Here is a 23,919-nt window from a genome sequence, read left to right as displayed (position 1 = left end):
AATGTGGTAACGTTACCACATGGAGGAGACAATGAATTACCAACAAATTGCCGCCGATATCCTGCCTCTGGTGGGCGGCGCAGAAAACATCGACAGCATTGCCCACTGCGCCACCCGGCTGCGTCTGGTACTGCGCGACACGCAGCGGGTCAACAAGACCGCGCTGGATGCGCTGGACAGCGTGAAAGGCAGCTTTGCCAATGGCGGTCAGTTCCAGATCGTGCTGGGCCAAGGGGTGGTCAACCATGTCTGCGCAGCGCTGATTGCCAGCACAGGGTTGAATCAGGCCAGCACCCAGGAAAGCAAGCAGCTGGCGGCGGCCCGTCTGGGTCCGGCACAGCGACTGGCGCAGACGCTGTCCAATATCTTTGTGCCCATCATTCCGGTCATCGTGGCCTGTGGCTTGCTGATGGGTGTGATCGGCACGGCAAAAACACTGGGGCTGGCCGGCGACACCCCCTGGCTGCAACTGGTGGACATGTTCTCCAACACGGCCTTTGTGTTCCTGCCCATCCTGATTGCCTTCTCCGCCGCGCGTGAATTCGGCGGCAACCCTTTCCTGGCAGCCGCACTGGGCGGCATCATGATTCACCCTGCCCTGCAGAATGCCTGGACGGTGGGCAGCGGCATTCATGAATACTGGACGCTGTTCGGCATGCATGTCGCCAAGGTGGGCTACCAGGGTACGGTGTTGCCGGTATTGCTGGCGGTATGGGCACAAAGCCATATAGAACGCCAGTTGCGCCGCATCGTCCCCAACAGCCTGGACCTGATCCTCACGCCGTTTCTTACGCTGATGTGCAGCGCGCTGATTGCACTGCTGCTGATCGGCCCCTTCGGCCGCATGCTGGGCGATGCCATTTCCATCAGCCTGATGCTGATCTACCAGCATGGCGGTGCACTGGCCGGGCTGCTGTTTGGCGGCCTGTATTCGCTGGTGGTGATTACCGGCGTGCATCACAGCTTCCATGCCATTGAAGCGGGCTTGCTCAGCAACCCGGCCATTGGCAAGAATTTCCTGCTACCCATCTGGTCGATGGCCAATGTGGCGCAAGGTGGCGCGGCGCTGGCGGTGTTTTTCCGCACCCGCGACAGCAAGGTCAGACAGATCGCCCTGCCCGCCGCGCTGTCCTGCCTGCTGGGCATTACCGAGGCCGCCATCTTTGGCGTCAACCTGCGCTTTGTCCGTCCCTTCGTCGCTGCGGCGCTGGGCGGCGCGCTGGGTGGTGCCTGGGTGGTATTCAACCAGGTGTCGATGACTGCCATCGGCGTTACCGGCCTGCCTGGCATTGCCATTGTTCCGGCCAGCAGCATGCTGTTTTACATTGCCGGTCTGCTGATTGCCTTTGGCAGCGCCTTTGCTGCCAGCTGGTTGTTTTGCCTGAAAACACAGGATGCAAAGCGTGAGCAATAAACACCCGGTCATCACTGGAAACTGGCGGCCCACCTTTCACCTGTCGCCGCCGCAAGGGCTGCTGAACGACCCTAACGGCTTGGTGCATTTTGACGGTCGCTACCATGTATTTTTCCAGTGGAACCCCTTCGCCTGCGCACATGGCCCCAAAGCCTGGGGCCATGCCAGCAGCCCGGACCTGCTGGGGTGGACCATCCACCCGCCCGCACTGCAACCGGGCGACTGGTATGACAGCCATGGCTGTTATTCCGGCTCCGCCTGGGTGATGGATGGGCGGCTGTGGCTGATTTACACCGGCAATGTGCGTGACGGTGAAGTACGCCACAGCTACCAGTGCCTGGCCGTATCCGACGACGGCATCCACTTCACCAAGCTGGGCCCGACGCTGGATCGCCCAGCACAAGGCTATACCAGCCATTTCCGTGACCCGCGGCTATGGCGTGACAGGGATGGTTTTCATCTGGTGCTGGGCGCACAGCGTAACAACGGGACTGGCACGGTGCTGCATTTTCACAGCCCTATGCTGGAACACTGGACCTTGCGTGGTGAACTGTTACCCGGCAGCGACAACGGCTATATGTGCGAGTGCCCGGACCTGCTCACCCTGCAAGACCGTCAGCTGCTGCTGTTCTGCCCGCAAGGGCAGACCGGCACAGACTGGCCCTGGCCCAACGCCAATGCCAGCTGCTACACCAGCAGGCTGGCCGACAGCCACGGCTTTGCACATCCGCAAGCACTGGATTACGGCCCGGACTTCTATGCCCCGCAAACCCTGCACGGCCCGCATGGAGAACACATCCTGTGGGGCTGGATGGGACGGCCGGAACAGCCGGACACCCCCAGCGTGGCCGATGGCTGGAGCCACTGCCTGAGCGTGCCGCGCCTGCTGAGCTGGCATGACGGGCAGCTTAGCCAACAACCACACCCGGCACTGCACGCCTTGCGTGGTGAGGGCGTGTTACTGACAGACCAGGCCATCAACGGTGACTGGCAGCATGCAGCCGTGCACGGCGAGTGTGCCGAGCTGAAACTGCACCTGCACAGCAAGGACGGCAGCGCCTGTCACCTGCTATTGCGACAAGGCCAACACTGCCACACCCGGCTGAGCTGGCACCCTGCTTTGGCCGAATTGCGACTGGACACCCGTCACAGCGGCAGTGCAGAAGGTCGTATCAGCCGCGCCCCCCTGCCAACTGGCAACCGCTTGCAACTGCATCTGCTGCTGGATCGCAGCACGCTGGAAATATTTGCTGCCGACGGCACGGTGGTGATGTCGGCCTGCATCTTCCCCGATGCCGACGCCCAGGGCATCAGCCTGCAGGCAGAAGGCGACATCCATATCGAACAACTGGCGTTCTGGCCACTCGGTGCCATGCCGGTACGCATGGCCACAAGCAAAGAAAGCCTGACAATATGACGCTCCCGCACTATCTGGTGTTTGGTGAAGCGCTCACCGACTTCATCCTGCAAGACGATGGCCGCTGGCAAGACTATCCGGGTGGTTCCTGCTGGAACGTGGCCCGCGTGGCGGCACGGCTGGGTGCCCAGGCAGCCTTTGCCGGGGCAGTCAGCCAGGACCGTTTTGGCGATGCCCTGTGGCAAGGCGCGCAAGCAGCTGGCCTGGACATGCGCTATACCCAGCAACTGCCCTACCCGCCGCTGCTGGCCATGGTGCCATCCACCCGGCCACCACAGTATTTTTTCATCGGCGACAACAGTGCCGACCTGCACTTCGACCCCGCCCACCTGCCTGCGAGTTGGGAGCAGTCGGTACGCATTGCGCATTTTGGCTGCATCAGCCTGGCACGCGAACCGCTGGCCAGTCGGCTGGTGCAGCTGGCCAGACAATTGGCGGCCCAAGGTTGCCGGATTGCCTTTGACCCCAACTTCCGCAACAGCATGCACACACCCGGCTACCGGGCCCACTTCAACGCCATGCTATGCCTGGCTGATTACATCAAGGTGGCGGACGATGACCTGTTCGGCCTGTATCCCGAACTGGACAAGCAGGCCGCGCTGGCCACCTTGCGCCGACAGGCCCCGCAAGCCAGCATTTTGTTCACCCGGGGTGCCGACGGCATGACACTGTTTGCCGATGGCCAACAGTACCAACAGGCCGCCCTGCCCGTTGCCGTGGCCGACACCGTAGGCTGCGGCGACACGGCCATGGGCAGCTGGATGACGCACTTGCTGCACCAGCCGGAGGCCACGCCGCAAGACTTGCTGCGCTTTGTTGCCGCCGCCGCAGCCTGCACCGCCAGACAGCATGGAGCGCATGCGCCCACGCCAGATGAAGTGGCGCAGCTATTGGCTGAACACTCTGGCTGAGCCGTACGCACCCGCAATCTGCCGCAATCAATAAAAAAGGCCATGCATTGCATGGCCTTTTCATGTTCAGCACACCCTCAGTGATGCTCACCCGCACGCTGGCGGTTTACCTCGCACGGGGTTCCGGCGGTGCAGAAAGCATCATTGGCATTGCGCTGGGCATGTTGCTGGGTTGTCTGGTTTTGCGCCGGAGTATCGGAAGCAAAGACCTGGCTGCTGCATGCCAGCAGCAGGATGGGGGCGATGAATTTGTGCATGGTTATTTCCTTTCGATTGATTGTTTATGGCTTGGTTGCTTATTGCTTGGTTGCTGTTGACTTTGAGACGCTGTCATCCCAGCTGCCGCCCAGCGCACGGATCAGGCTGAGCGAGGCCAGGTAGCGGTCCTGACGAATGCTCAAGGCCTGACGCCGGATGCTCAGCTCGCTGCGCTGGGCGTCCAGCAGTTCCAGCTGACCGGTCTGGCCGTTGCGATAGCGCGAGTCGGCCAGCGCACTGGCGCGGGCTGCACTGTTTACCGCCTGCTGCTGGGCCGCTTCCTGCTGCGCCAGCAGGCGGATGTCGCTGAGCGAGTCCTCCACCTCGGCCAGCGACTGCAAGATGCTGTGACGGTAATCCGCCATCGCCACATCCATATCGGCACGGGCCGAACCCAGCAGCGCCTGACGGCGGCCACCGTCAAACAGCGGTAGTGACAACAAGCCCTCTACCGACCAGGCACGGGCCGACCAGCGGAAGATGTCGCGCAGTTGCGAACTGGCATAGCCACCAGCCGAGGTGAGCGTCAGGTCCGGAAACCAGGCGGCTTGCGCCACGCCAACCCGGGTCTGGGCGGCCAGCAGCTTGCGCTGGGCAGCTGCCACATCGGGACGACGCGCCAGCATGGCGGATGGCAAACCGGCAGGCACCTGCGGCAGGCTGGCAGTCCAGCTGCTTTCGTCCAGCTTGAAACCGGATGCAGGCTGGCCGGTCAGCACCGCCAGCGCGTTTTCCAGCTGGGCACGCTGACGGTCCAGCGCAATGGCCTGGGCGCGAGTGGCTTCGCTGTCAGCTTCGATGCGCGCCAGCGACAGGCCGGACTCCTCTCCGGCCTGATAACGCTGGCCAGTCAGCTGTGCGGTGCGGGCATAAGACTGCACGGTACTCTGCAGCAGCTGGCGTTGCTGGTCGAGCAGGCGCAGGCTGAAGTAGCTTTGCGCCACCTGACTGGCAATCAGCAAACGACTGCCCTGCAGCAGGGCGGCACTGGCTTCGGCATCCAGCGCGGCGGCGCGACTGGCCCCGGACAGGCGTCCGGCAAGGTCGATTTCATAGCTGAAATTCGCGCCGACGCTGGTCAGCTTGACCGGCGTGGTGTTGCTGCTGTTCAGCAAGCTGGTACCGGACGGCCCAGCACCGGCCTGGGTGCCACGTGCGCTGCCGACATTCACGCCCAGTTGCGGCATGCGGTCGGCATCGGCCACGCCCAGTGCGGCACGGGCCTGTTGCAGACGGGCCGCCGCTGTGGCGAGGTCGGTATTGTGTTGCAGCGCGCTGTCGATCAGCCGGTTCAGCGTGCTGTCCTGATAAGCCAGCCACCAGTCGCCACGGGTGGCAGCATCGGCGGGAGCCGCCAGCGTCCAGCTGCCGTCGGCCAGTGTGGCCACGGGCGGGTTCTTGTAGCTGGCCGGGGTGGCCGGCAGCTGGCTGCCATCGATGGCGGGCGGCGTGGCGCAGGCGCTCAACGCAGCCGCCAGCAACAGGCCCAGGGTGATTCTGTTGATCATCTATCCGCTTCCTTATTCGACATGGTGTTGCTGGGCAGCCGGGTGTAATGCGTGGCCGTGCTCATGCCCCATGGGTGGCTGGGCGATCGGGTCCAGATGCGGTACCTCGCCGTGCAGCTTCAGCGGCTTGTTGCCGGACAGGCGGCGCATCAGCACATAGAACACCGGAGTGAGGAACAGCCCGAACACCGTGACGCCTATCATCCCGCTGAACACCGCCACGCCCATGGCATTGCGCATTTCCGCCCCGGCGCCTTGCGCCAGTACCAGCGGCAGCACGCCCATGATGAAGGCCATCGAGGTCATCAGGATGGGACGCAAGCGCAGGCGGCTGGCTTCAATCGCTGCCTGCAGCGGACTGCGACCGGCAAACTCCAGCTCGCGGGCAAACTCGACAATCAGGATGGCGTTCTTGGCGCTCAGGCCCACCAGCACCACCAGGCCGATCTGGGTAAACACATTGTTGTCGCCGTGACTCAGCCACACCCCGGCCATGGCCGCCAGCAAGGCCATCGGCACGATCAGGATGATGGCCAGCGGCAAGGCCAGGCTTTCGTACTGCGCCGCCAACACCAGGAACACCAGCAGAATGGCGATGGGGAATACCCAGCTGCCGGAATTGCCCGCCAGGATTTCCTGATAGGTCAGCTCGGTCCATTCATAGCCAATGCCCGGCGGCAGGGTTTGTGCGGCGACGCGTGCCACGGCTGCTTGTGCCTGTCCGCTGGAATAGCCGGGCGCGGCACTGCCGTTGATGTCAGCCGCCAAAAAGCCGTTGTAGCGCATCGCGCGTTCCGGTCCGAAGCTGGGCTTGACCTTGAGCAGGGCCGACAGCGGCACCATGCTGCCGTTGGCCGAGCGGACCTGCAGCTGGCCTACGTCTTCCGGCCGCGCACGGAAGTTGGCATCCGCCTGCACGCGCACGGTGTAGGTGCGGCCAAACTTGTTGAAGTCGTTGACGTACAGGCTGCCCAGATAAATCTGCATGGTGTTGAACACGTCGGTCACCTTCACCCCCAGCTGCTGGGCCTTGCTGCGGTCCAGGTCCGCCAGCAGTTGCGGCACGTTCAGCTGATAGCTGGTATACAGCCCGGCCAGTTCCGGCGCCTTGGCCGCACCGGCCATGAAGGCCTTCACTGCCTTGTCCATCGCCTCGTAACCCAGGCCACCACGGTCTTCCAGTTGCAGCTTGAAACCCCCGGTAGTGCCCAGCCCCTGTACCGGCGGCGGCGGGAACATCACCACAAAAGCGTCCTGCAGCTTGCCGAACTCGGCATTCATCGCCCCGGCAATGGCATTGGCGCTCATGGCCTTGCCGCGCCGCTCCTCGAAGGGCTTGAGGGTGACAAACACGATGCCGGAGTTGGCGCTGTTGGTGAAACCGTTGATCGACAGGCCGGGGAAGGCAATGGCGTGTTCCACGCCCGGTATCTTCAGCGCGATGTCGCTCATGCGCTGAATCACCGCATCGGTACGGTCCAGCGTGGCACCGTCCGGCAACTGGGCGAAGCCGATCAGGTATTGCTTGTCCTGCGCTGGCACAAAGCCGCCCGGAATGCTATGGAACAGCCCGGCCGTCAGCGCCGCCAGCCCGGCATAAATGGCCAGCATGACAAACTTGCGGCTGATGGCCTGCTTCACGCCCTGGCTGTAACGGGTGGCACCTCGGTTAAACAGGCTGTTGAAGCGGTCGAAGAAGCCACCCAGCCAGCGGTCCATCTGGCGGGTCAGCCAGTCTTGCGGCGCATCGTGGCGTTGCAGCAGCAAGGCCGCCAGTGCCGGTGACAGCGTCAGCGAGTTGATGGCGGAAATCACCGTGGAAATGGCAATGGTCAGCGCAAATTGCTTGTAGAACATGCCGCTCAGGCCGCCAATAAAGGCCAGCGGCACGAATACCGCCACCAGCACCAGCGCAATGGCGATGATGGGGCCGGATACTTCACGCATGGCGCGGTAGGATGCGGCACGCGGGTCCAGCCCGGCCTCGATATTGCGTTCGACGTTTTCCACCACCACGATGGCGTCATCCACCACGATGCCGATGGCCAGCACCAGACCAAACAAGGACAGGGTGTTGATGGTGAAGCCGAAGCCGTGCATGACCGCGAAAGTACCGACAATGGACACCGGCACCGCCAACAGCGGAATCAGCGAGGCGCGCCAGGTTTGCAGGAACAGGATCACCACCAGCACCACCAGTGCAATGGCTTCCAGCAGGGTATGCACAACGGACTCAATCGACGCGCGCACAAACTGGGTGGGGTCGTAGTCGATGGCGTAGTCCACCCCTTCCGGCATGGATTTCTTCAGCTCGGCCATGGTGGCGCGCACCTGATCGGAAATCTGCAAGGCATTGGATCCCGGCGCTTGCGATACCGGAATGGCTACCGCCGCCTTGTTGTCCAGCGTGGAATGCAGCGCGTATTCCGAAGCGCCCAGCTCGATACGGCCCAGGTCTCGCAAGCGCGTCACCGCACCGTCGGCACCGGTCTTGACGATGATGTCGCCGAATTCCTGCTCGGTTTGCAGGCTGCCCTGTGCGTTGATGGGGAATTGCAGCTGAATGCCCTTGGCACTGGGCGAAGCGCCGATGCTGCCAGCCGCGGCCTGTACGTTCTGTTCACGGATGGCAGTCACCACCTCGCTGGCCGACAAGCCATGCATGGCCACTTTTTGCGGGTCAAGCCAGATGCGCATGGAGTAGTCACCCGCACCGTACAAGCCCACCTGTCCCACCCCGCTGATGCGTGCCAGCCGGTCACGCACATTCAAAATGGCGTAGTTGCGCAGATAGGTCATGTCGTAGCGGCCATTGGGCGACAGCAAATGCACCACCAGCGTCAGGTCCGGGCTGCTCTTGATTGTGGTCAGGCCCAGGCGGCGCACGTCTTCCGGCAAGCGCGGTTCGGCCTGCGCCACACGGTTTTGCACCAGTTGCTGCGCCTTGTCCGGGTCGGTGCCGATCTGGAAAGTCACCGTCAGCGTCATCAGGCCGTCGGTGGTGGCCTGGCTGCTCATGTACAGCATGCCTTCAGTGCCGTTGATGGCTTCTTCCAGCGGTGTGGCCACCGATTCGGCAATCACCTTGGGGTTGGCACCGGGAAACTGCGCCCGCACGATGATTTGCGGTGGCACCACTTCCGGGTATTCCGAAATCGGCAACACCCGCAAGGACAGCAGGCCCGCCAGGAAAATCAGCAGCGACAGCACCCCGGCAAAAATCGGGCGGTCGATGAAGAATTTGGATAGGTTCATGAATGTCTTTCGCGTGGGAATCAGCTATTGGCCGCAGCAGTGGCCGGGGGCTGCATCGGCACCATGTGCGGGGCTACCGGCGCGCCGGGCTGCACTTTCTGCAGGCCGTCCACAATCACTTTCTCACCGGCATGCAGGCCCGTCGTGACAATGCGCAGGCCATCGACACTGGCGCCCAGCTGCACCTGGCGGTAGCGTGCCTTGCTGTCCTTGTCGACCACCATGACAAAACGCTTGTCCTGATCGGTGCCGATGGCCTGCTCGTTCAGCAGCAGCGCCGGATGACGCTTGGCCTGTCCCAGCCGGATGCGCACGAACTGGCCGGGAAGCAGCACGCCGTCGCGGTTGTCCACCGTGGCGCGCAGCTTGACCGTGCCGCTCTTGCCATCCACCTGGTTGTCCACCAGTTGCAACTTGGCCGGGAAGGTCTGCGCGGTGCTGGTGGCAACCTGCAGCGGAATGTCACCCAGCCGCGCACGCGCGCCACCGGCATCCGGCAGCTCGGCCAGCGCCTTGTTCACGGTTTCCTCGTCGGCATCAAAGCTGGCATATACCGGGTTCACCGACACCAGGGTGGTGAGCACTGGTGAATCCGGCCCGGCCGAAACCAGGTTGCCGGTGGTCACCAGCAGCTTGCCCACCCGGCCGGACACCGGCGCGCGGATGGCGGTGTAGCCCAGGTTCAGCCGTGCCGTCTGCAAGGCGGCCTGGGCGGCTTTCAGGCTGGCATCGGCGGCGCGGGCGGCGTTGTTGCGCTCGTCGGCATCGCGCTGGGCAATGGCGTGGTCGGCCAGCATGCGGCTGGCGCGTTCCTGCTCGCTGCGGGCGAATACCAGCTGGGACTGGGCGGCGGCCACCTGGGCGGCTGCGCGATCCACATCAGCCTGATACGGTGCGGGGTCGATAGTCACCAACAGGTCGCCCGCCTTCACCAGCGCCCCTTCACGAAAATGCACGGACTGGATGGCCCCCGCCACGCGCGAACGCAGCTCCACCCGTTCCACCGCCTCCAGACGGCCGGAAAAGTCTTGCCAGGTGCTGACATCTTGCGAAACCAGCACGGCGGCGGAAACAGGGACAGCCTGACTGGCGGCTGGCGGGGCATCCGCGCGTACGGCCTGACTGTGCAGGCCCAGCCAGGTTGCGGTGCCAAGTGCAGCCAGCACGGCAAAGGAAATAGCAGTCACGGCCAGCGGTCGCCGGCCCTTGATCGGTGGGTTCATGTGTTTGGTTCCGTAAGGTCAGCACAGATGGCCAGCGCGGGGCGCATGACCGGACAGGTAAGGCGATGCAGCGCCTGTGCCAGCGGGTGGCTGCGGCGCTGTCTTGTTGTCGGGTGCAGCGTTGTCACCAGCCAGCGCATGCCAGCCGGGTATTCATTGCCTGATCAGGGACGCAAATGTATCAGCTACCATTTTGCTGAACTAGATGCAATTTCATGCATGCCATTGTGAAATATACTCATCAATATCGGCACAAGGCATGCAGGGGGATGTCTCAACGGGGAGGTTTCACGCCTGGTTGGGGTGGTAGCGCAAGGCGTCCACCAGCAGCATCAGTGCACGGGAAGACTGGCGACGGCTGGGGTAGTAGAGATGAAAACCGGGGAACACCGCACACCAGGGTTGCAAGACTTCCTGCAGGCGGCCATCGGCGAGATAAGGCTGCACATAATCGCGGGCAGTGTAGGCAATGCCCATGCCGGACAAGGCGGCATTGAGCATCTGCGGCAGGGTGTTGATGATGAGCTGCCCACCCACGCGGATGGAAAACTTGTGCGCGCCCTGCTCGAACTCCCAGGCGTACAAGCCACCATAGGTGGGCAGGCGCATGCTGATGCAGTTGTGCTCGGTCAGCTCACGCGGGTGGGCGGGCACGCCGTGGCGGGCAAAATAGTCCGGCGTAGCCACCACGGTAGTCTGGATATCCGGGCTGATGCGCACGGCAATCATGTCGCGCGCCACCTGGTCACCAAAGCGGATACCAGCATCAAAGCGCTGCGCCACGATGTCGGTGAGACCGTAGTCGATGGACAGCTCCACCTGCACATCCGGGTAGTCCGGCAATAGCTGCGCCAGCTTGGGCAGCAGGTAGTGCTCGGCGGCAAAGTCAGTCGCGGTAATGCGGATGCTGCCCGCTGGTTTGTCGCGCTGCTCGCGCAGTACCGACAGCTCGGCTTCTATCTCGTCCAGCCGGGGGGCAAAAATGGCCAGCACCTGCTCGCCCGCCGTGGTCAGCGCCACACTGCGCGTGGTGCGGGTGACCAGCCGCATACCCATGCTCTCCTCCAGCCCACGCATGGTGTGGCTTACCGCCGAGGGCGATACCCCCAGCTTGGCAGCGGCACGGGTAAAGCTGCCCTCGCGGGCGACAACAACAAAAGTACGCAGGTCGTTCAGGTTTTCGCGGGCCATTGCTGAAAATATCTCAATCGGACTGGCGCATTATTTTGCAAGATGGCGCAATGCGCCAGCACAATCTGCCACCGCCAGCCACGGCAGGACTGTTTTGCCCGGCAAGCAGCAACCGCAGCCGGCCAGACCATTAGCGCAACACATCTTTCGCAGGCCGCGCAGCACACTTGCACCTGACCAGCCCGCACGGATAGAATGAGTAATTACTCACTTACTTACCCCGCCCAATGGCCCTCCCCCGCAGCGAAGAAAAACGCATTGCCCTGCTGGAATCTGCCGCCGACATCATGGCTGCGCAGGGGCTGGGTGCGTCCACTGCGTCGATTGCCCGTGGTGCTGGCGTGGCCGAAGGTACGCTGTTCCGCTATTTCGCCACCAAGGATGTGCTGTACAACGCGCTCTACATCCACCTGAAGCTGGATCTGGCTGCAGCGCTGCGCCAGCACATGGCTGCACATGACAGTGTGGAAGATCAGGTGCATGCGCTATGGGATGCCTACATCGACTGGGGTGTAAGCAATCTGTCCTTTTTCAAAACGCTGAACCAGCTGGTGGTCTCGGACAAGGTCACCGACGAAACCCGTTGCACGGTGGCAAGCCAGCTGTCCGACATCAAATGTGTCGCCCAGGCCTGCTCCGACAACAACGGCCTCTCCGCCCTGCCCGGCGGCTTTGCCGATGCAGTGTTCATGGCGCTGGCAGAAACCACCATCCAGTTTGTGGTGCGCGACCCAGCCAATGGCCAGGCCTACAAGAGCGCCGGCTTCCGGGTGTTCTGGTCGGGCTCGGTACGCTGACAATTGCGCCGATTTTTTTGCTCAATTAATGAGTGAGTACTCACAACAGGACTATGCCATGCACTATACGCGACTGGGCCTTGGCGGCCCCACCCTTTCCCGTCTGGCCGGCGCAGCCCTGCAAACAGATCCGGCCGGCCCCGACATGGCGCAGAACCTTGCGCGCCACGTCGGCCAGGCACTGGATGCAGGCATCAATCTGTTCGATGCCTCCAGCAGCATGGATGGCATGGCGGAATCCTTGCTGGCCAACGCCTTGGGCAAACGGCGCGCCGAAGTGCTGATCAGCAGCCGGCTTGGCGCACGGCGCACCGCCCCTCACAGCCATCCCGGCCTGTCGCGCAGTGATATGGTGTGGTCTGTCGAGCAAAGCCTGAAACGGCTGGGTACGGACTGGCTGGACCTGTGCGTGGTACCGCATGAAGACCCGTACACCCCACTGGAGGAAACCCTGCAAGCACTGGACGACATGGTGCGGGCAGGCAAGGTGCGCTACCTGGGCTTTGCCAACTGGCCCGCCTGGAAGGCTGCCAAAGCACTGGAATTACAACAGCGTCATGGCTGGGCGCCCTTCTGTTTTGGCGAAATGCACTACGCGCTGAATACCCGCAGCCCGGAACGGGAAGCCATTCCCATGCTGCAAAGCTATGGCCTGGGCCTGATTGCCAAGGCGCAGCCGAGCGGCCTGCAAGCAAGTCAAGGCCAGACAGGCTGCCCAACGCTGACAGACAGCCCGCGCAGCAATCACCGGCTTGCCGAGCTGTTGCGTGACATTGCCGATGGCCATCAGGCCAGCACCACGCAGATTGCGCTGGCCTGGCTGCTGGCCCGCGAGCCGGTTTGCAGCATCGTGCCGGGGTTCAACAGTGCAATGTCACAAAGGGACGCGTTGCACGCCACCACCTTGCAGCTGTCCGCCACCGAATTGCTGCTACTGGATGCCGCCAGCGCCCCGACGCCCTTGTTGCCGGACTGGTTTGTCGAGCAGGAGCACATGCCGACAGCACCAGCCGCACTGGAAAAAAGCTGCGCCTGAAGCCGCGGCGCTCCCTGTCACCCAGCCCCGAAAGACAAGCCCATGCCCACCCGGACGACAGAAGACGGCAGCCTGCTGCGTGATGGCCGCTACCGCAATGCCCAGCCACGCCGCGCTGGCGGGCTGTGGAACACGCTGCGCATCATGCTGCGCTTTTTTACCGACAAATCACCGCATGCGGTACCGGCCCAGCCCATCCAGCCGCTGCCCTTGAGCCCGAAACAGTTGGCAGACGCGCCAGACCACAGCCTGTGGCGGCTGGGGCATTCCACCCTGCTGTTCAAGCTGGATGGTGCTTTCCTGCTGACCGACCCGGTGTTCGCCCAGCGCGCCTCGCCCTTTTCCTTTATCGGCCCCAAGCGCTTCCATGCGCCGCCCATCGCACTGCATGACTTGCCGCAACTGGACGTGGTGATCATCTCCCACGACCACTACGATCATCTGGACCGCGCCAGCGTGCTGGCCTTGCAACACAAAACCCGTTTGTTCGTCACCCCGCTGGGTGTGGGCCAGCGCCTGCAAGCCTGGGGCATTCCGGCAGAAAAAATCCGCCAGCTGGACTGGTGGCAAGGCGAGGCTGCCGGGCCGCTGCACATCACCGCCACCCCGGCCCAGCACTTTTCCGGGCGCAGCCTGACGGACGGCAACCGCACGCTGTGGGCGTCATGGGTGATACGCAGCAGCCAGAGCCGGATATTTTTCAGTGGGGACAGCGGCTACTTCGACGGCTTCCGCCAAATCGGCCAGCGCCATGGCCCTTTCGACCTCACCCTGCTGGAGAACGGTGCCTACAACGAAGACTGGGCGGATGTACACATGCACCCCGAGCAAACCCTGCAAGCCCATCTCGACCTGCGTGGCAAGGTGCTGATTCCCATCCACAACGGTACCTTCGATTTGGCATTGCATGGCTGGACCGAGCCGCTGGAGCGCATCAGCACCCTGGCCGTACAGCACGATGTCCGCCTCTGCACCCCACGCTTTGGCGAGCGGCTGGACATTCTGCATCCGGCCCAGACGCAACCGTGGTGGCGTCAGACTGAAACCGGCAGACCACGCCTTGGCGCAATAGCCCACCCCGACCCGCTACCGGAAGCAGACTAAGCAGCGCCAATACCAACCCGGCTGCCGGACAAGACAAAACGTCCCGCTCGCGCCCATGCGCGAGGGGACGTTTACATTTACGGGTACAGAATCAGAATTCCTGCACGGTCGGACGCAATACCACTTCGTTGATGGCTACATCCGCCGGTTGTTCAATGACGTAGGCAATAGCGCGGGCCACCGAATCGGCCGGGATGGCCTCTTGCTGATAAAACGCCTCGATTTCCTCACGGCTGGCCGGGTCGCTGGAGCCAAACTTCAGCTCACTCTCCACCGCTCCCGGCTCGATGGAGGTCACTCTCACCTTGCCCGCCAGCTCCTGACGCAGGCCATCGGAAATGGCACGCACGGCAAACTTGGTGCCGGAATACACCGTACCGCCCGGCGCAAACACCTTGATGCCAGCCACCGAGGACAGGTTGATCACATGGCCGCTGCCCTGCTGCTCGAACAGGGGCAGAACGGCGGCGATGCCATACAGCACGCCTTTGATATTGATGTCTATCATGCGGTCCCATTCGTCGCTGCGCAGTTGCGACATGGGGGCAATGGCCATCAAACCGGCATTGTTGATCATCACATCAATACGGCCAAAGGCAGCGCGCCCGGCCTCCACCAGCGCCTGTACATCCTCCTTGCGGGTGACATCAGTCACCGCATGCACTGCCTCGCCACCAGCCTGGCGGATCTCCTCCACCAGAGCCTGCAGGCGATCGCCCCGGCGTGCGCCCAGTACCACCCGCGCACCCAGCGCCACCAGATGACGGGCCGTGGCTTCGCCCAGCCCGCTGCTGGCACCGGTAATCACCACAACTTTTCCTGCGATTCCATTCGACATTGCTTGCTCCATGTGATGGCGGGCCTGTCCGCCTTGCAGAGCAGTATCCAACAGCAGAAAAAACCAATAAATGAAATTGTTCGCACTTTATAATTTCAAAAAATGGAATAAATCAGCGACGGGAACCAAACCATGTTGAACCGGCTGGAAATGCTGCGCATTTTTTGCGTGGCCGCAGAATGCAACAGCTTCAAGGAAGCAGCACAGCAACTGGGCAGCTCGCCACAGGCAGTCACCCGCGCCATCAAGGAGCTGGAACAGCTATTGGGCGAAGTACTGTTCTACCGCAATACCCGTCATATCCGCATTACCGGCTTTGGTGCCAGCCTGGCTGTGCGTGCCAGACACACCGTGCGGGAAATGGACCAACTGTTCCGGCATCAAGGCCCGCAGATGGCTGATGAAATCAGCGGCTTGGTGCGGATAACCGCCCCGGCCGCCATTGGCGATGCCTATCTGACACCGGCGCTGGCCAGCCTGCTGCCATTGCACCCCGGCTTGCGGGTGGATTTGCGCCTGTCCGACGTGTTGAGCAATGCGGTGGACGAGCAGATTGATATCGGCATCCGGGTGGGTTTCATGCGTGACAGCCGGGTGATTGCCCGCGCCGTGTGTCCGGTGCCGTTTCATATCGTGGCCAGTCCGGCCTTGCTGGCGCGTTGTGGCACCCCCACCACGCTGGCCGAACTGGAAGCGCTGCCGGTAACGGTCAGCCTGGACCCGAATACCGGCAAACCCTGGCCGTGGTTTCTGGCTGATGAACAACAGTGGCAGCCGCCTGCCCCGGTATTCATGGCCAGCGATACCCGGGCCGAATGCCAGGCGGTGCTCGGCGGTATCGGTTTTGGCCAGCTGGCCGGTTTCATGGCCGGTCCGCTCATGGCCAGCGGCCAGCTGCAAGCGGTATTACCACAGCTGGCCCCCACGCCCTGGCAGCTCTATTTATACCGGCCACAGCGCGGCCCGGTACCCGCCCGTATCCGCGCAGTATTCGACCACTTGTTGCAACACTTCAGTCAGGCGGGGTTTTTCTGCTGAATCCTTAGCTGCACACACCCTGCTGCTGACTCAACAAGACAAAGGCGCAGCCGGAACCCGTCCGGGCTGCGCCGCTTTGCCTCACACCATTCTTATTACTGCTGTTTGCGATCCTGCTCGTACTCTCCCCACATGGCATTCAGAATGCCCAGTGATACGGCAAAACCGATACCCAATACCCAAGCGAAGTACCACATCCTGCTCTCCTCTCAATACGCGCTGTGATTGTTTTCCCGCACATAAGCGGCGGTCACCTTGCCGCCCATCACCTTGTAGGCCCAGCGGGTGTACACAATGATCAAGGGCATGAAGATCAGCGTAGCCACCAGCATCAACTGCAGCGTCAGCTGGCTGGACACGCTGTCCCACACCGTCAGGCTGGACGCCGGATGGCTGGACGATGGCATCACGAAGGGGAACATGCTGATGCCTGCCGTGCCAATTACCCCGGCCAACCCTGTGGCTGAGGCCCAGAAGGCAGCAAAACTTCGGCCATTACGCAGCAACAGCATGGCAGCAATACAGCCCAGATAGCCGGTGGCCGGCAGCAGCATGGTGAGGGGCCAACGCTGGTAATTGCCCAGCCAGGCCCCGGCCACACGGCTGACAGTTTTGGCCAGCGGGTCCGGCAGCTCATTGGCTTGTACGGCCGAGCTGATGACATAGCCGTCAATCCCCAGCGCCAGCCAGATGCCGGCCAGGGTGAAACCGGCCAGCCAGACCAGCCCCGTCACCCGCACCCAGCGCTGCGCACGCTGCTGGATCTCCCCTTCGGTAAGGTGGGCCAGATACACCCCGCCGTGAAAGCTGATCATGGCACTGGACACCACGCCGCACAGCAAGGCAAACGGGTTGAGCAAGCCCCAGAAGCTGCCGTCGTAGGTGGACAACAGATTGTTGTCGAAGTGAAAGGGCACACCTTGCAGCAAATTGCCAAAGGCCACGCCAAAGATCAGCGGCGGCACCGTCCCGCCGACAAACAAGCCCCAGTCCCATACCGAACGCCAGGTCGGGTTGTCTATCTTGCTGCGGTAGTCAAAGCCTACAGGGCGGAAAAACAGCGCCCACAACACCAGCAGCATGGCCCAGTAAAACCCGGAGAACGCCGTGGCATACACCAGCGGCCAGGCGGCAAAAATGGCCCCGCCACCAGTGATGAACCATACCTGGTTGCCGTCCCAGTGCGGGCCGACGGTGTTGATCACCACCCGCCGTTCGGTATCGTCCTTGCCGACAAAGGGCAGCAGCGTGCCCACCCCCATATCGTGACCATCCATGATGGCAAAACCGACCAGCAAAACGCCAACCAGCAGCCACCAGATCACCTTCAGACTTGCATAATCCAGCATGATTATTCCTTTGTGCTGTGCACGAAGCAGCACAACAACCCTGCCGCAATAGCGCAGCAGATGTGTTGTCAGCCGATATCAGTGAGCGGTTTCATGGTCGTAGCGACCCGTACCCAGGCTACCCGGCCCCTGACGGGCAAAACGCACCATCAGCATCATCTCCACCACCAGCAGCACGGTGTAGAAACCGACAAAACCGGCCAGCGAACCGTACAGCGACTCCACCGACAGCGTGGATACCGACAGCCGGGTGGGCAGCACGCCGTAGATGGTCCACGGCTGGCGGCCGTATTCCGCCACCACCCAGCCCAGCTCGCAGGACAGCCACGGCAGTGGCAAGCAGCACAAGGCCAGCTTCAGCAGGCGCGGACGGTGCTGGAAATCGCCCTTGAGCGAAGCCCAGAACGACCAGCCGAACAGCAGCAACATGGCCATGCCCATGCCCACCATCAGGCGGAAGGACCAGAACATCGGCGCTACCCGCGGAATGGTGTCGCGCGCGGCGGCGTCTATCATCTGCGGCGTGGCGGTGGCCACATCGGCGGTGTATTTCTTCAGCAACAGGCCAAAGCCCAGATCCTGCTTGTGTGCCTCCAGCACCTTGCTTGCCGCACTGTCGTTACGATCACGCCGCAGGCTTTCCAGCGCCTGCACCGCCAGCATGCCGGACTGAATGCGCAGCCGGTTTTGCGCCATGATTTCGTGGATGCCGGGAATCTGCTTGCCGACCGAGCGGGTGCCAATCAAGCCCATCACCCAGGGAATACTCAGCTGCCAGTCGTTTTCCATGCGCTTTTCATTCGGCCAGGCCAGCAGGTTGAACGACGCCGGGGCCGGTTCGGTATGCCACATGGCCTCGATGGCGGCCAGCTTGGTCTGTTGCGCCTCGCCCACCGTGTAGCCCGACTCATCACCCAGCACGATGACCGAACAGATACTGGCAAAGCCAAAAGCTGCGGCAATGCGGAAGCTCTTGCGGGCAAACTCCACATTGCGCCCGCGCAGCAGATACCAGCTGGAAATGGACAGCACGAACATGGCCCCGGTGACATAACCGGCACTGACGGTATGCACGAACTTGGCCTGGGCATCCGGGTTGAACAGCAGCGCGGCAAAGTCGGTCATTTCCATGCGCATGGTCTGGTAGCTGAATTCCGCGCCCACCGGGTTCTGCATCCAGCCATTGGCAATCAGGATCCACAGCGCCGACAGATTGGTACCGATGGCCATCAGGATGGTCACCAGCAAATGCTGCTTGCGCGACAGGCGGTTCCAGCCAAAAAAGAACAAGCCTATCATGGTGGATTCCAGAAAGAAGGCCATCAGGCCTTCAATCGCCAGCGGTGCGCCAAAGATGTCCCCCACATAGTGCGAGTAATACGCCCAGTTGGTACCGAACTGGAATTCCATGGTGATGCCGGTGGTCACCCCCAGCGCAAAGTTGATGCCAAACAGCTTGCCCCAGAAACGGGTCATGTCCTGATACACCTGCTTGCCGGTCATCACCCATACCGCCTCCATGATGACCAGCATCCACACCATGCCGATGGTGAGCGGCACAAACAGAAAGTGGTAAAGCGCCGTCACGGCGAACTGCAGTCGCGATAAATCGACGACATTATCTAGCATTGTTTTTCTCCAGTTGTTGGCTGCCCGCTGCCGGATTAAGCACCTTGCCGGCGACTGCATCGGCATCCACCGTGACACGGTAAGGCGCGATGAATGCCTTCCAGATAATCAGCAGCAGCACGACCTTGATACCGATGATCCAGGCCAGCTCACGGCTCAGCTTGCTTGATGTCTTGTTCATGGGCTGATTCCCGTTATCAGGGTAAACAGAGCCACACCAGCCACTCTGGCAAGGCCCACCCTGCATGGCAGTACTGATTGCAAGTGCCATGCCAGCGGCCAAAGGGTGAAAATTCGCTGTATTGACGGCATTTTCCGGGCTAACATGACATTTTCGTCATGTCATTAACGTCACCATGTCACCACTCGCCGCAGAAGCCAGCCTGGACACCATCAGCCGCATGCTGGATGAACTGGACGAGCCTCGCATCGTCATCACTGAACAGTTTGAAATCCTGCATGCCAACCCGGCATATCAAGCCCTGTATGGCCAGGTAGTCGGCCAGCGTTGTCATGCGGCATCCCATGGCTATCAGCGGCCATGCAATGAAGAAGGCGAATCCTGCCCGCTGCAAATGACACTGAACAGCGGCCAGCCGGAACGGGTGCTGCACATTCATCGCACCGCGCATGGTGAAGAGCATGTGGATGTGGAACTGATGCCGCTGGCCGACATCAGCGGCCACCGCCATTTGTTCATCGAGAAAATGCAGCACCTGCCGCAAGCCAGCAGCCAGCCGGTGCCGGACAAGATGGTGGGACGCAGCCCGGCATTTCGCAGCATGCTGCTATTGGCCCAACGGGCAGCGCCATCGCACGCGGCGGTGTTACTGATTGGCGAATCCGGCACCGGCAAGGAAGGCCTGGCCCGTGCCATCCACAATAGTGGCGGCGATGCCAAACGCCCTTTTATTGCGGTGGACTGCGCCAGCCTGACCGAGACCCTGCTGGAAAGTGAATTGTTCGGTTATGAGAAAGGTGCGTTTACCGGTGCACAGCAGCGCAAGCAGGGTCTGGTGGAAGCGGCCGACGGCGGCACGCTGTTTCTGGATGAAATCGGCGACTTGCCCTTGTCGCAGCAGGTGAAATTACTGCGTTTGCTGGAAAGTGGCAGCTTCCGCCGGGTGGGGGGCATCCACAGCATTCCCGCCAATTTCCGCCTGATTGCCGCCACCCATCGCGATCTGGCGCATATGGTAGCCGCAGGGAGCTTCCGCGCCGACCTTTACTACCGGCTGGCCGTGTTTCCCATCCGCCTGCCGCCGCTGCGCGAGCGGCGCGAGGACATTCCGCTGCTGGCCGCCGCCCTGCTGGAGCGTGTGGCGCCGGGCCGCCAGCTGCAACTGGACAGCGCGGCCCGGCAATGGCTGGTAGAGCAAACCTTCCCCGGCAATATCCGCGAACTGCGCAACCTGCTGGAACGCGCCAGCCTGCTGAGCGATGGCGAGCAGATCAGCCGCGAGCACCTGAGTGCACCGTCCGGCCTGCAAAGCGACAACATGCCCTTGCCCGCGGCACCGGCACCGATGCAGCCCTTCCAGTGCGACCTGCTGCCGCTGGCTGAAGTGCAGGCACGCTATCTGCAATGGGCGGTCAGCCACAGCCAGCTGGGCCGCAAGGAACTGGCGGCCCGCCTGCAAGTGACCGAACGCACGCTATACCGCCAGTTGGCAGCGCTGGAAAAGAAAACCCCCACCTGACAGGCGGGGGCAAAGAGAATGCAACCTTGGTGAAGCAGTCTCAAGCAATCTTTGTTCCAGCAGGCCGAAGCAGCACACGGTTCAGTAGCGCGAGACACAGCTGCCCGGCACAACAAGCAGCCAGACCATCAGCAGCAGCCAGCAGCCTGGCATGCCCAAATCAAAATGGCAGCATCCTTTTGATTACATTGCGTTTTTCCATCATGAAATGCGCTACACCACCGGCAATATGCAGGCCAATCAGCATGGCCAGCAGATAAGCGCTTATCGAGTGTGCCTCGCCAAACAAGGACGACAGCGCGCGATTTTTCTCCAGCAGCACTGGCAGCTCCACCGTATCAAACAGCACCAGCACATGGCCGGCCGCATTGGTTTTCAACCAGCCCAGCAAGGGCACCAGCACCATACCGGCATACAGCAAGGTGTGTACCAGTTTCTCCACCCGGTACTGCAAGCTGGCAGGAGCATTCACCGAAGCCGGTATCTTGCTCCGGTAGGCAAAGCGGCAAAACAGGCGCAAGGCTGAAAATGCCAGCACCAGCACGCCGATGGAACGATGCAGGTCCAGCAGCTCGGTCGCATCATCCAGCAGCCAGCCGCTGACCAGATTGGCAGCAATCCCAGCCGCAATCAGCCAGTGCGCCAGGATAATCAGCAAGGGGTAGCGCTTGGCCGTGTTCACGGCAAGGCCTGCGGAAGCGGATAGTTCTCCGGACATTTCCATCGACATTCTCCTTTTTAATTCAGATAGTTATGGTATTTTTTCTTGATCGGATTGGCATCACTCAAAGCGGATTTGGCTCCCGCCAGATTATTCGCCTTAATTTGCGTATCAACCGCAGCAAACTGAAATTGCAGTTTCTGCATACCTTCCTTGTACAAGGCAGGATCAGCTCGCCAGGTCTGCTCGCCGGCCAGCTTGGCATCGTTCTGCAAACGGGAAAAATTCTGGGAAAACTCAGGCATGGATTTGCTGGCCATTGCCTGCTGCATGGCCACTTTCATGTCTTTCATCAGTTTCTTCACTTCACCGGCTTGTGCAGCAGACGCCAGAGAGAAAGACAACAAGGCAATGGACAGCACGGCACAGGTTTTTTGCATGAAACGAGACATTACTTACCCCTTCTGGATGGATGGACCCATCTTAAAAGGCAGTGCTTAACGCAAACTTAAAGCAGCGCGATAGCCAAAAATCACGTCAAACCGACACCTGCCATCAGGCAGCAAGTCCCAGGCAACCTGGCTGCAAAGCGTGGGCGCACCCTGATGCGCTTGCAGCGCAAACCTAGCATAGGTGAATATGCGTATCGTTCATTCATGACGTATTCATTAGAATCATGCAGTTTCACCAACAGATGGCCTGCACCACAAGTGCCTGCTGTCAAACCCGCCGGGCACGCTACCTTGCCTATCGCATAGCATCAGCATCTGCCGCAGCATTCCGCGCGCACCACCGTCAGCCACCCTGCCGGTGCGCAAGCCGCTTTCACACAGCAACAATGGATTGAACCCACATGCTTCTGAACTCTGCTCTCGGTCACAATAAAAACCAGAAAACAGTCAACAGCTGGCTGGAGCGGCTACCAAGAGGCAATCTGCGTGGCAGTGGCGAACAACTGATCGAGATTCACGGCTTTATCTGCCAGAACGTGTCACACCCCGCGCAACGGCTGGACCTGCAACAGCAGCTGTTCGATCACGTTTGCCGCTGGCTGCACGAACTGGAAATCCAGTTCAGTGAAAATGCCTGCAACCACCCTACCCTGCGCCTGGCTCGCATGGGCAGCAAGGTTTTGCAGCACCTGCTGGAACCGCTGCTGCAAGACCTGCGCAGCACACTGAGCAGCCGTCCGCTGCTGACCTGGCGCAGACGCGCCCTGCAACAACTGACACTGGCACTATGCGTGGCACGCCGCTATGCCTGCTTCGCCCTGCGTTGTCATGTGGAATTGAATGGCAGCTTCTGGCTGGCTACCCACTACCTGTACTACAACGCCAGCCAGCACAACTGGTTGCAGCATCAGCTACCCGATGGCCAGAACATCCTGCACAGCTACCACCAGCTCCAGCTGATGGGCATTGCCGATGGCAAGAACCTGAGCCCGGGTGAAATCGAAGCGGCCCTGCTATGGACCGAACGCCTGGCAGACAAAATCACCCTGCAAGCATTGCCTGCAGCTGACACAGCCAGTGCCGGGCAGCAGTACTTGCTGGACCTGACCCGTGGTGCCCCGCCGCAACGCCTGCTGGACACAGACGCACTACCGCAACACGAACACTGCCTGTCCTGCGACCTGAGTGCCGCGATTGATGCACTCAAGGCACACACCGGTCACGGCAGCATTCCCGGCTGCGATGCCTTGTCGGTCATCGTTGCGCAACGGCTGATGGAAACTTGGCAATCGCCACGCCGTCGTCGTCACCAGCGAAAGGCCGTGATGCAATCCATGGCACTGATCGCGCAAATGCGCTCCATCCGCCAGATACTGGGTGGCGGAGCCACCCGCCCGGACATGCAAACCAGGCGGCGCGACCGCACGCCCCCTTCCCAGATTTCCATTTTCCAGGCCATCAACAAGAGCGAAAGCGGCTTGCTGCTACGCGGCGATCCGGGCTACCAATCACTGAAAATCGGCGAACTGCTGCTGATTGCCGACAAGCAGGCACTCCGCACTCCATCGCTATATACCGTGCGCTGGACTGCGGTGTCCGAACATGCCAACGAAGTTTCCTGCGGAGCCGAACTGATAGGCAGCGACCCGGAAGCAGTCGATGTCATCCCGCTGGCAGCCGGTCAGCACGTCAGCTATCAACCAGCGTTGCGCCTGCCTGCTGCCGATGGCGATAACAATGCCGACCTGCTCATCATCCCCGGACACTCCTTGCTGCGCGGCAAGGAATTCCGCCTGCGCGACCAGCGGGGTGAACACCGGGTGAAAGTGACACGCATGCACATGAATACCGGCCTGTATCAGGCCATGGAATACCAGTTGGCAAGCTAACAGCCACTTACAGCAACCCAGCTGCGGGGTTACGCTTCCTTGCCTTACCTATATATACCGCCTGCGCCAGCGCGCCTTGTCTAAGCGACGCGACACTATTTTGTTAGCCGCACCAGGCGCAAAGTCCGCCAGCAAAAGCTGCTCGCCGTACGCCCTGTACGGCATCTGGCGGCGCAGCTTGGCCCGGCAACACGACAAGCCTGTTCGCCGCACAGACTTAAGCAGCCCACAGCAGCAAACCACCAGTCA

At 61.5% G+C, this 23,919-nt stretch carries 21 protein-coding genes; 9 read left to right on the top strand and 12 right to left on the bottom strand.

Annotated features, from left to right (window positions below; all coding sequences use genetic code 11):
• Positions 1-31: 31 nt before the first annotated feature.
• The 3 genes from HWX34_RS16175 to HWX34_RS16165 are packed head-to-tail and all read left to right on the top strand — an operon-like array spanning position 32 to position 3,742.
• Positions 32-1,414, top strand: coding sequence for a sucrose-specific PTS transporter subunit IIBC (locus HWX34_RS16175; RefSeq protein WP_178973210.1), 1,383 nt, complete (start codon positions 32-34; stop codon positions 1,412-1,414).
• Positions 1,404-2,831: a sucrose-6-phosphate hydrolase gene (locus HWX34_RS16170; protein ID WP_178973209.1), complete on the top strand. Its 1,428-nt coding sequence runs from the start codon at positions 1,404-1,406 to the stop codon at positions 2,829-2,831. The genes HWX34_RS16175 and HWX34_RS16170 overlap by 11 nt, the downstream gene beginning before the upstream one ends.
• Positions 2,828-3,742, top strand: coding sequence for a carbohydrate kinase (locus HWX34_RS16165; RefSeq protein WP_178973208.1), 915 nt, complete (start codon positions 2,828-2,830; stop codon positions 3,740-3,742). Before HWX34_RS16170 ends, HWX34_RS16165 begins: the two co-directional genes overlap by 4 nt.
• Before the next feature lie 77 nt (positions 3,743-3,819).
• Here the strand turns inward: HWX34_RS16165 and HWX34_RS16160 are convergent, their stop codons facing one another.
• From HWX34_RS16160 to HWX34_RS16140, 5 genes are all read right to left on the bottom strand, one after another.
• Positions 3,820-3,999, bottom strand: coding sequence for a hypothetical protein (locus HWX34_RS16160; protein WP_178973207.1), 180 nt, complete (start codon positions 3,997-3,999; stop codon positions 3,820-3,822).
• Between the two features lie 39 nt (positions 4,000-4,038).
• A complete protein-coding gene (locus HWX34_RS16155; RefSeq protein ID WP_178973206.1) occupies positions 4,039-5,508 on the bottom strand; it encodes an efflux transporter outer membrane subunit in 1,470 nt (489 codons plus the stop codon).
• Positions 5,509-5,520: 12 nt separating this feature from the next.
• Positions 5,521-8,763, bottom strand: a complete 3,243-nt coding sequence (locus HWX34_RS16150; protein WP_178973205.1) for an efflux RND transporter permease subunit — start codon at positions 8,761-8,763, stop codon at positions 5,521-5,523.
• A 20-nt stretch (positions 8,764-8,783) separates the two neighbouring features.
• Positions 8,784-9,986 carry an efflux RND transporter periplasmic adaptor subunit gene (locus HWX34_RS16145; protein ID WP_178973204.1) on the bottom strand — a complete coding sequence of 401 codons (1,203 nt, stop codon included), beginning with the start codon at positions 9,984-9,986 and terminating at the stop codon, positions 8,784-8,786.
• Between the two features lie 288 nt (positions 9,987-10,274).
• Positions 10,275-11,177: a LysR family transcriptional regulator gene (locus HWX34_RS16140; protein WP_178973203.1), complete on the bottom strand. Its 903-nt coding sequence runs from the start codon at positions 11,175-11,177 to the stop codon at positions 10,275-10,277.
• Between the two features lie 227 nt (positions 11,178-11,404).
• Between HWX34_RS16140 and HWX34_RS16135 the strand changes: the two genes are divergently transcribed.
• Genes HWX34_RS16135 through HWX34_RS16125 form a run of 3 tightly spaced genes read left to right on the top strand, consistent with a single transcriptional unit; the run spans position 11,405 to position 14,114 of the window.
• A complete protein-coding gene (locus HWX34_RS16135) occupies positions 11,405-11,974 on the top strand; it encodes a TetR/AcrR family transcriptional regulator (RefSeq protein WP_178973202.1) in 570 nt (189 codons plus the stop codon).
• Positions 11,975-12,032: 58 nt separating this feature from the next.
• Positions 12,033-13,010: an aldo/keto reductase gene (locus tag HWX34_RS16130; RefSeq protein ID WP_178973201.1), complete on the top strand. Its 978-nt coding sequence runs from the start codon at positions 12,033-12,035 to the stop codon at positions 13,008-13,010.
• A gap of 42 nt (positions 13,011-13,052) precedes the next feature.
• Positions 13,053-14,114, top strand: coding sequence for an MBL fold metallo-hydrolase (locus HWX34_RS16125; RefSeq protein ID WP_178973200.1), 1,062 nt, complete (start codon positions 13,053-13,055; stop codon positions 14,112-14,114).
• Positions 14,115-14,205: 91 nt separating this feature from the next.
• On the opposite strand, the gene HWX34_RS16120 is transcribed toward HWX34_RS16125, so the two are convergent.
• On the bottom strand, positions 14,206-14,952 hold the full coding sequence (locus HWX34_RS16120; RefSeq protein ID WP_178973199.1) for an SDR family oxidoreductase: 747 nt from the start codon (positions 14,950-14,952) through the stop codon (positions 14,206-14,208).
• A gap of 132 nt (positions 14,953-15,084) precedes the next feature.
• On the opposite strand from HWX34_RS16120, the gene HWX34_RS16115 reads away from it, so the two are divergent.
• Positions 15,085-15,990, top strand: a complete 906-nt coding sequence (locus HWX34_RS16115; protein ID WP_178973198.1) for a LysR family transcriptional regulator — start codon at positions 15,085-15,087, stop codon at positions 15,988-15,990.
• A 95-nt stretch (positions 15,991-16,085) separates the two neighbouring features.
• On the opposite strand, the gene cydX is transcribed toward HWX34_RS16115, so the two are convergent.
• From cydX to cydP, 4 genes are all read right to left on the bottom strand, one after another.
• Positions 16,086-16,187, bottom strand: coding sequence for a cytochrome bd-I oxidase subunit CydX (gene cydX / locus HWX34_RS16110; protein WP_131361055.1), 102 nt, complete (start codon positions 16,185-16,187; stop codon positions 16,086-16,088).
• Between the two features lie 12 nt (positions 16,188-16,199).
• Positions 16,200-17,339, bottom strand: a complete 1,140-nt coding sequence (gene cydB, locus HWX34_RS16105) for a cytochrome d ubiquinol oxidase subunit II (RefSeq protein ID WP_178973197.1) — start codon at positions 17,337-17,339, stop codon at positions 16,200-16,202.
• Between the two features lie 78 nt (positions 17,340-17,417).
• Positions 17,418-18,968, bottom strand: a complete 1,551-nt coding sequence (locus HWX34_RS16100) for a cytochrome ubiquinol oxidase subunit I (protein ID WP_178973196.1) — start codon at positions 18,966-18,968, stop codon at positions 17,418-17,420.
• Complete coding sequence (gene cydP, locus HWX34_RS16095; protein WP_178973195.1) at positions 18,958-19,149, bottom strand: cytochrome oxidase putative small subunit CydP; 192 nt, start codon at positions 19,147-19,149, stop codon at positions 18,958-18,960. The genes HWX34_RS16100 and cydP overlap by 11 nt, the downstream gene beginning before the upstream one ends.
• A 175-nt stretch (positions 19,150-19,324) precedes the next feature.
• On the opposite strand from cydP, the gene HWX34_RS16090 reads away from it, so the two are divergent.
• Positions 19,325-20,668, top strand: coding sequence for a sigma-54-dependent Fis family transcriptional regulator (locus tag HWX34_RS16090; RefSeq protein WP_178973194.1), 1,344 nt, complete (start codon positions 19,325-19,327; stop codon positions 20,666-20,668).
• 160 nt (positions 20,669-20,828) lie between these two features.
• Here the strand turns inward: HWX34_RS16090 and HWX34_RS16085 are convergent, their stop codons facing one another.
• Entirely contained in the window at positions 20,829-21,392 is a 564-nt protein-coding gene (locus HWX34_RS16085) for a cytochrome b (RefSeq protein ID WP_218645220.1), read from the bottom strand.
• 14 nt (positions 21,393-21,406) lie between these two features.
• Complete coding sequence (locus HWX34_RS16080; RefSeq protein WP_178973193.1) at positions 21,407-21,751, bottom strand: cytochrome b562; 345 nt, start codon at positions 21,749-21,751, stop codon at positions 21,407-21,409.
• Positions 21,752-22,182: 431 nt separating this feature from the next.
• On the opposite strand from HWX34_RS16080, the gene HWX34_RS16075 reads away from it, so the two are divergent.
• Positions 22,183-23,670, top strand: a complete 1,488-nt coding sequence (locus HWX34_RS16075; RefSeq protein WP_178973192.1) for a hypothetical protein — start codon at positions 22,183-22,185, stop codon at positions 23,668-23,670.
• Positions 23,671-23,919 lie beyond the last annotated feature (249 nt).

Source organism: Aquitalea sp. LB_tupeE (genome assembly GCF_013391415.1).
Taxonomy (GTDB): Bacteria; Pseudomonadota; Gammaproteobacteria; order Burkholderiales; family Chromobacteriaceae; genus Aquitalea.
Note: the sequence above shows the minus strand (reverse complement) of the source record. Positions and strands in the feature narration are given on the sequence as shown.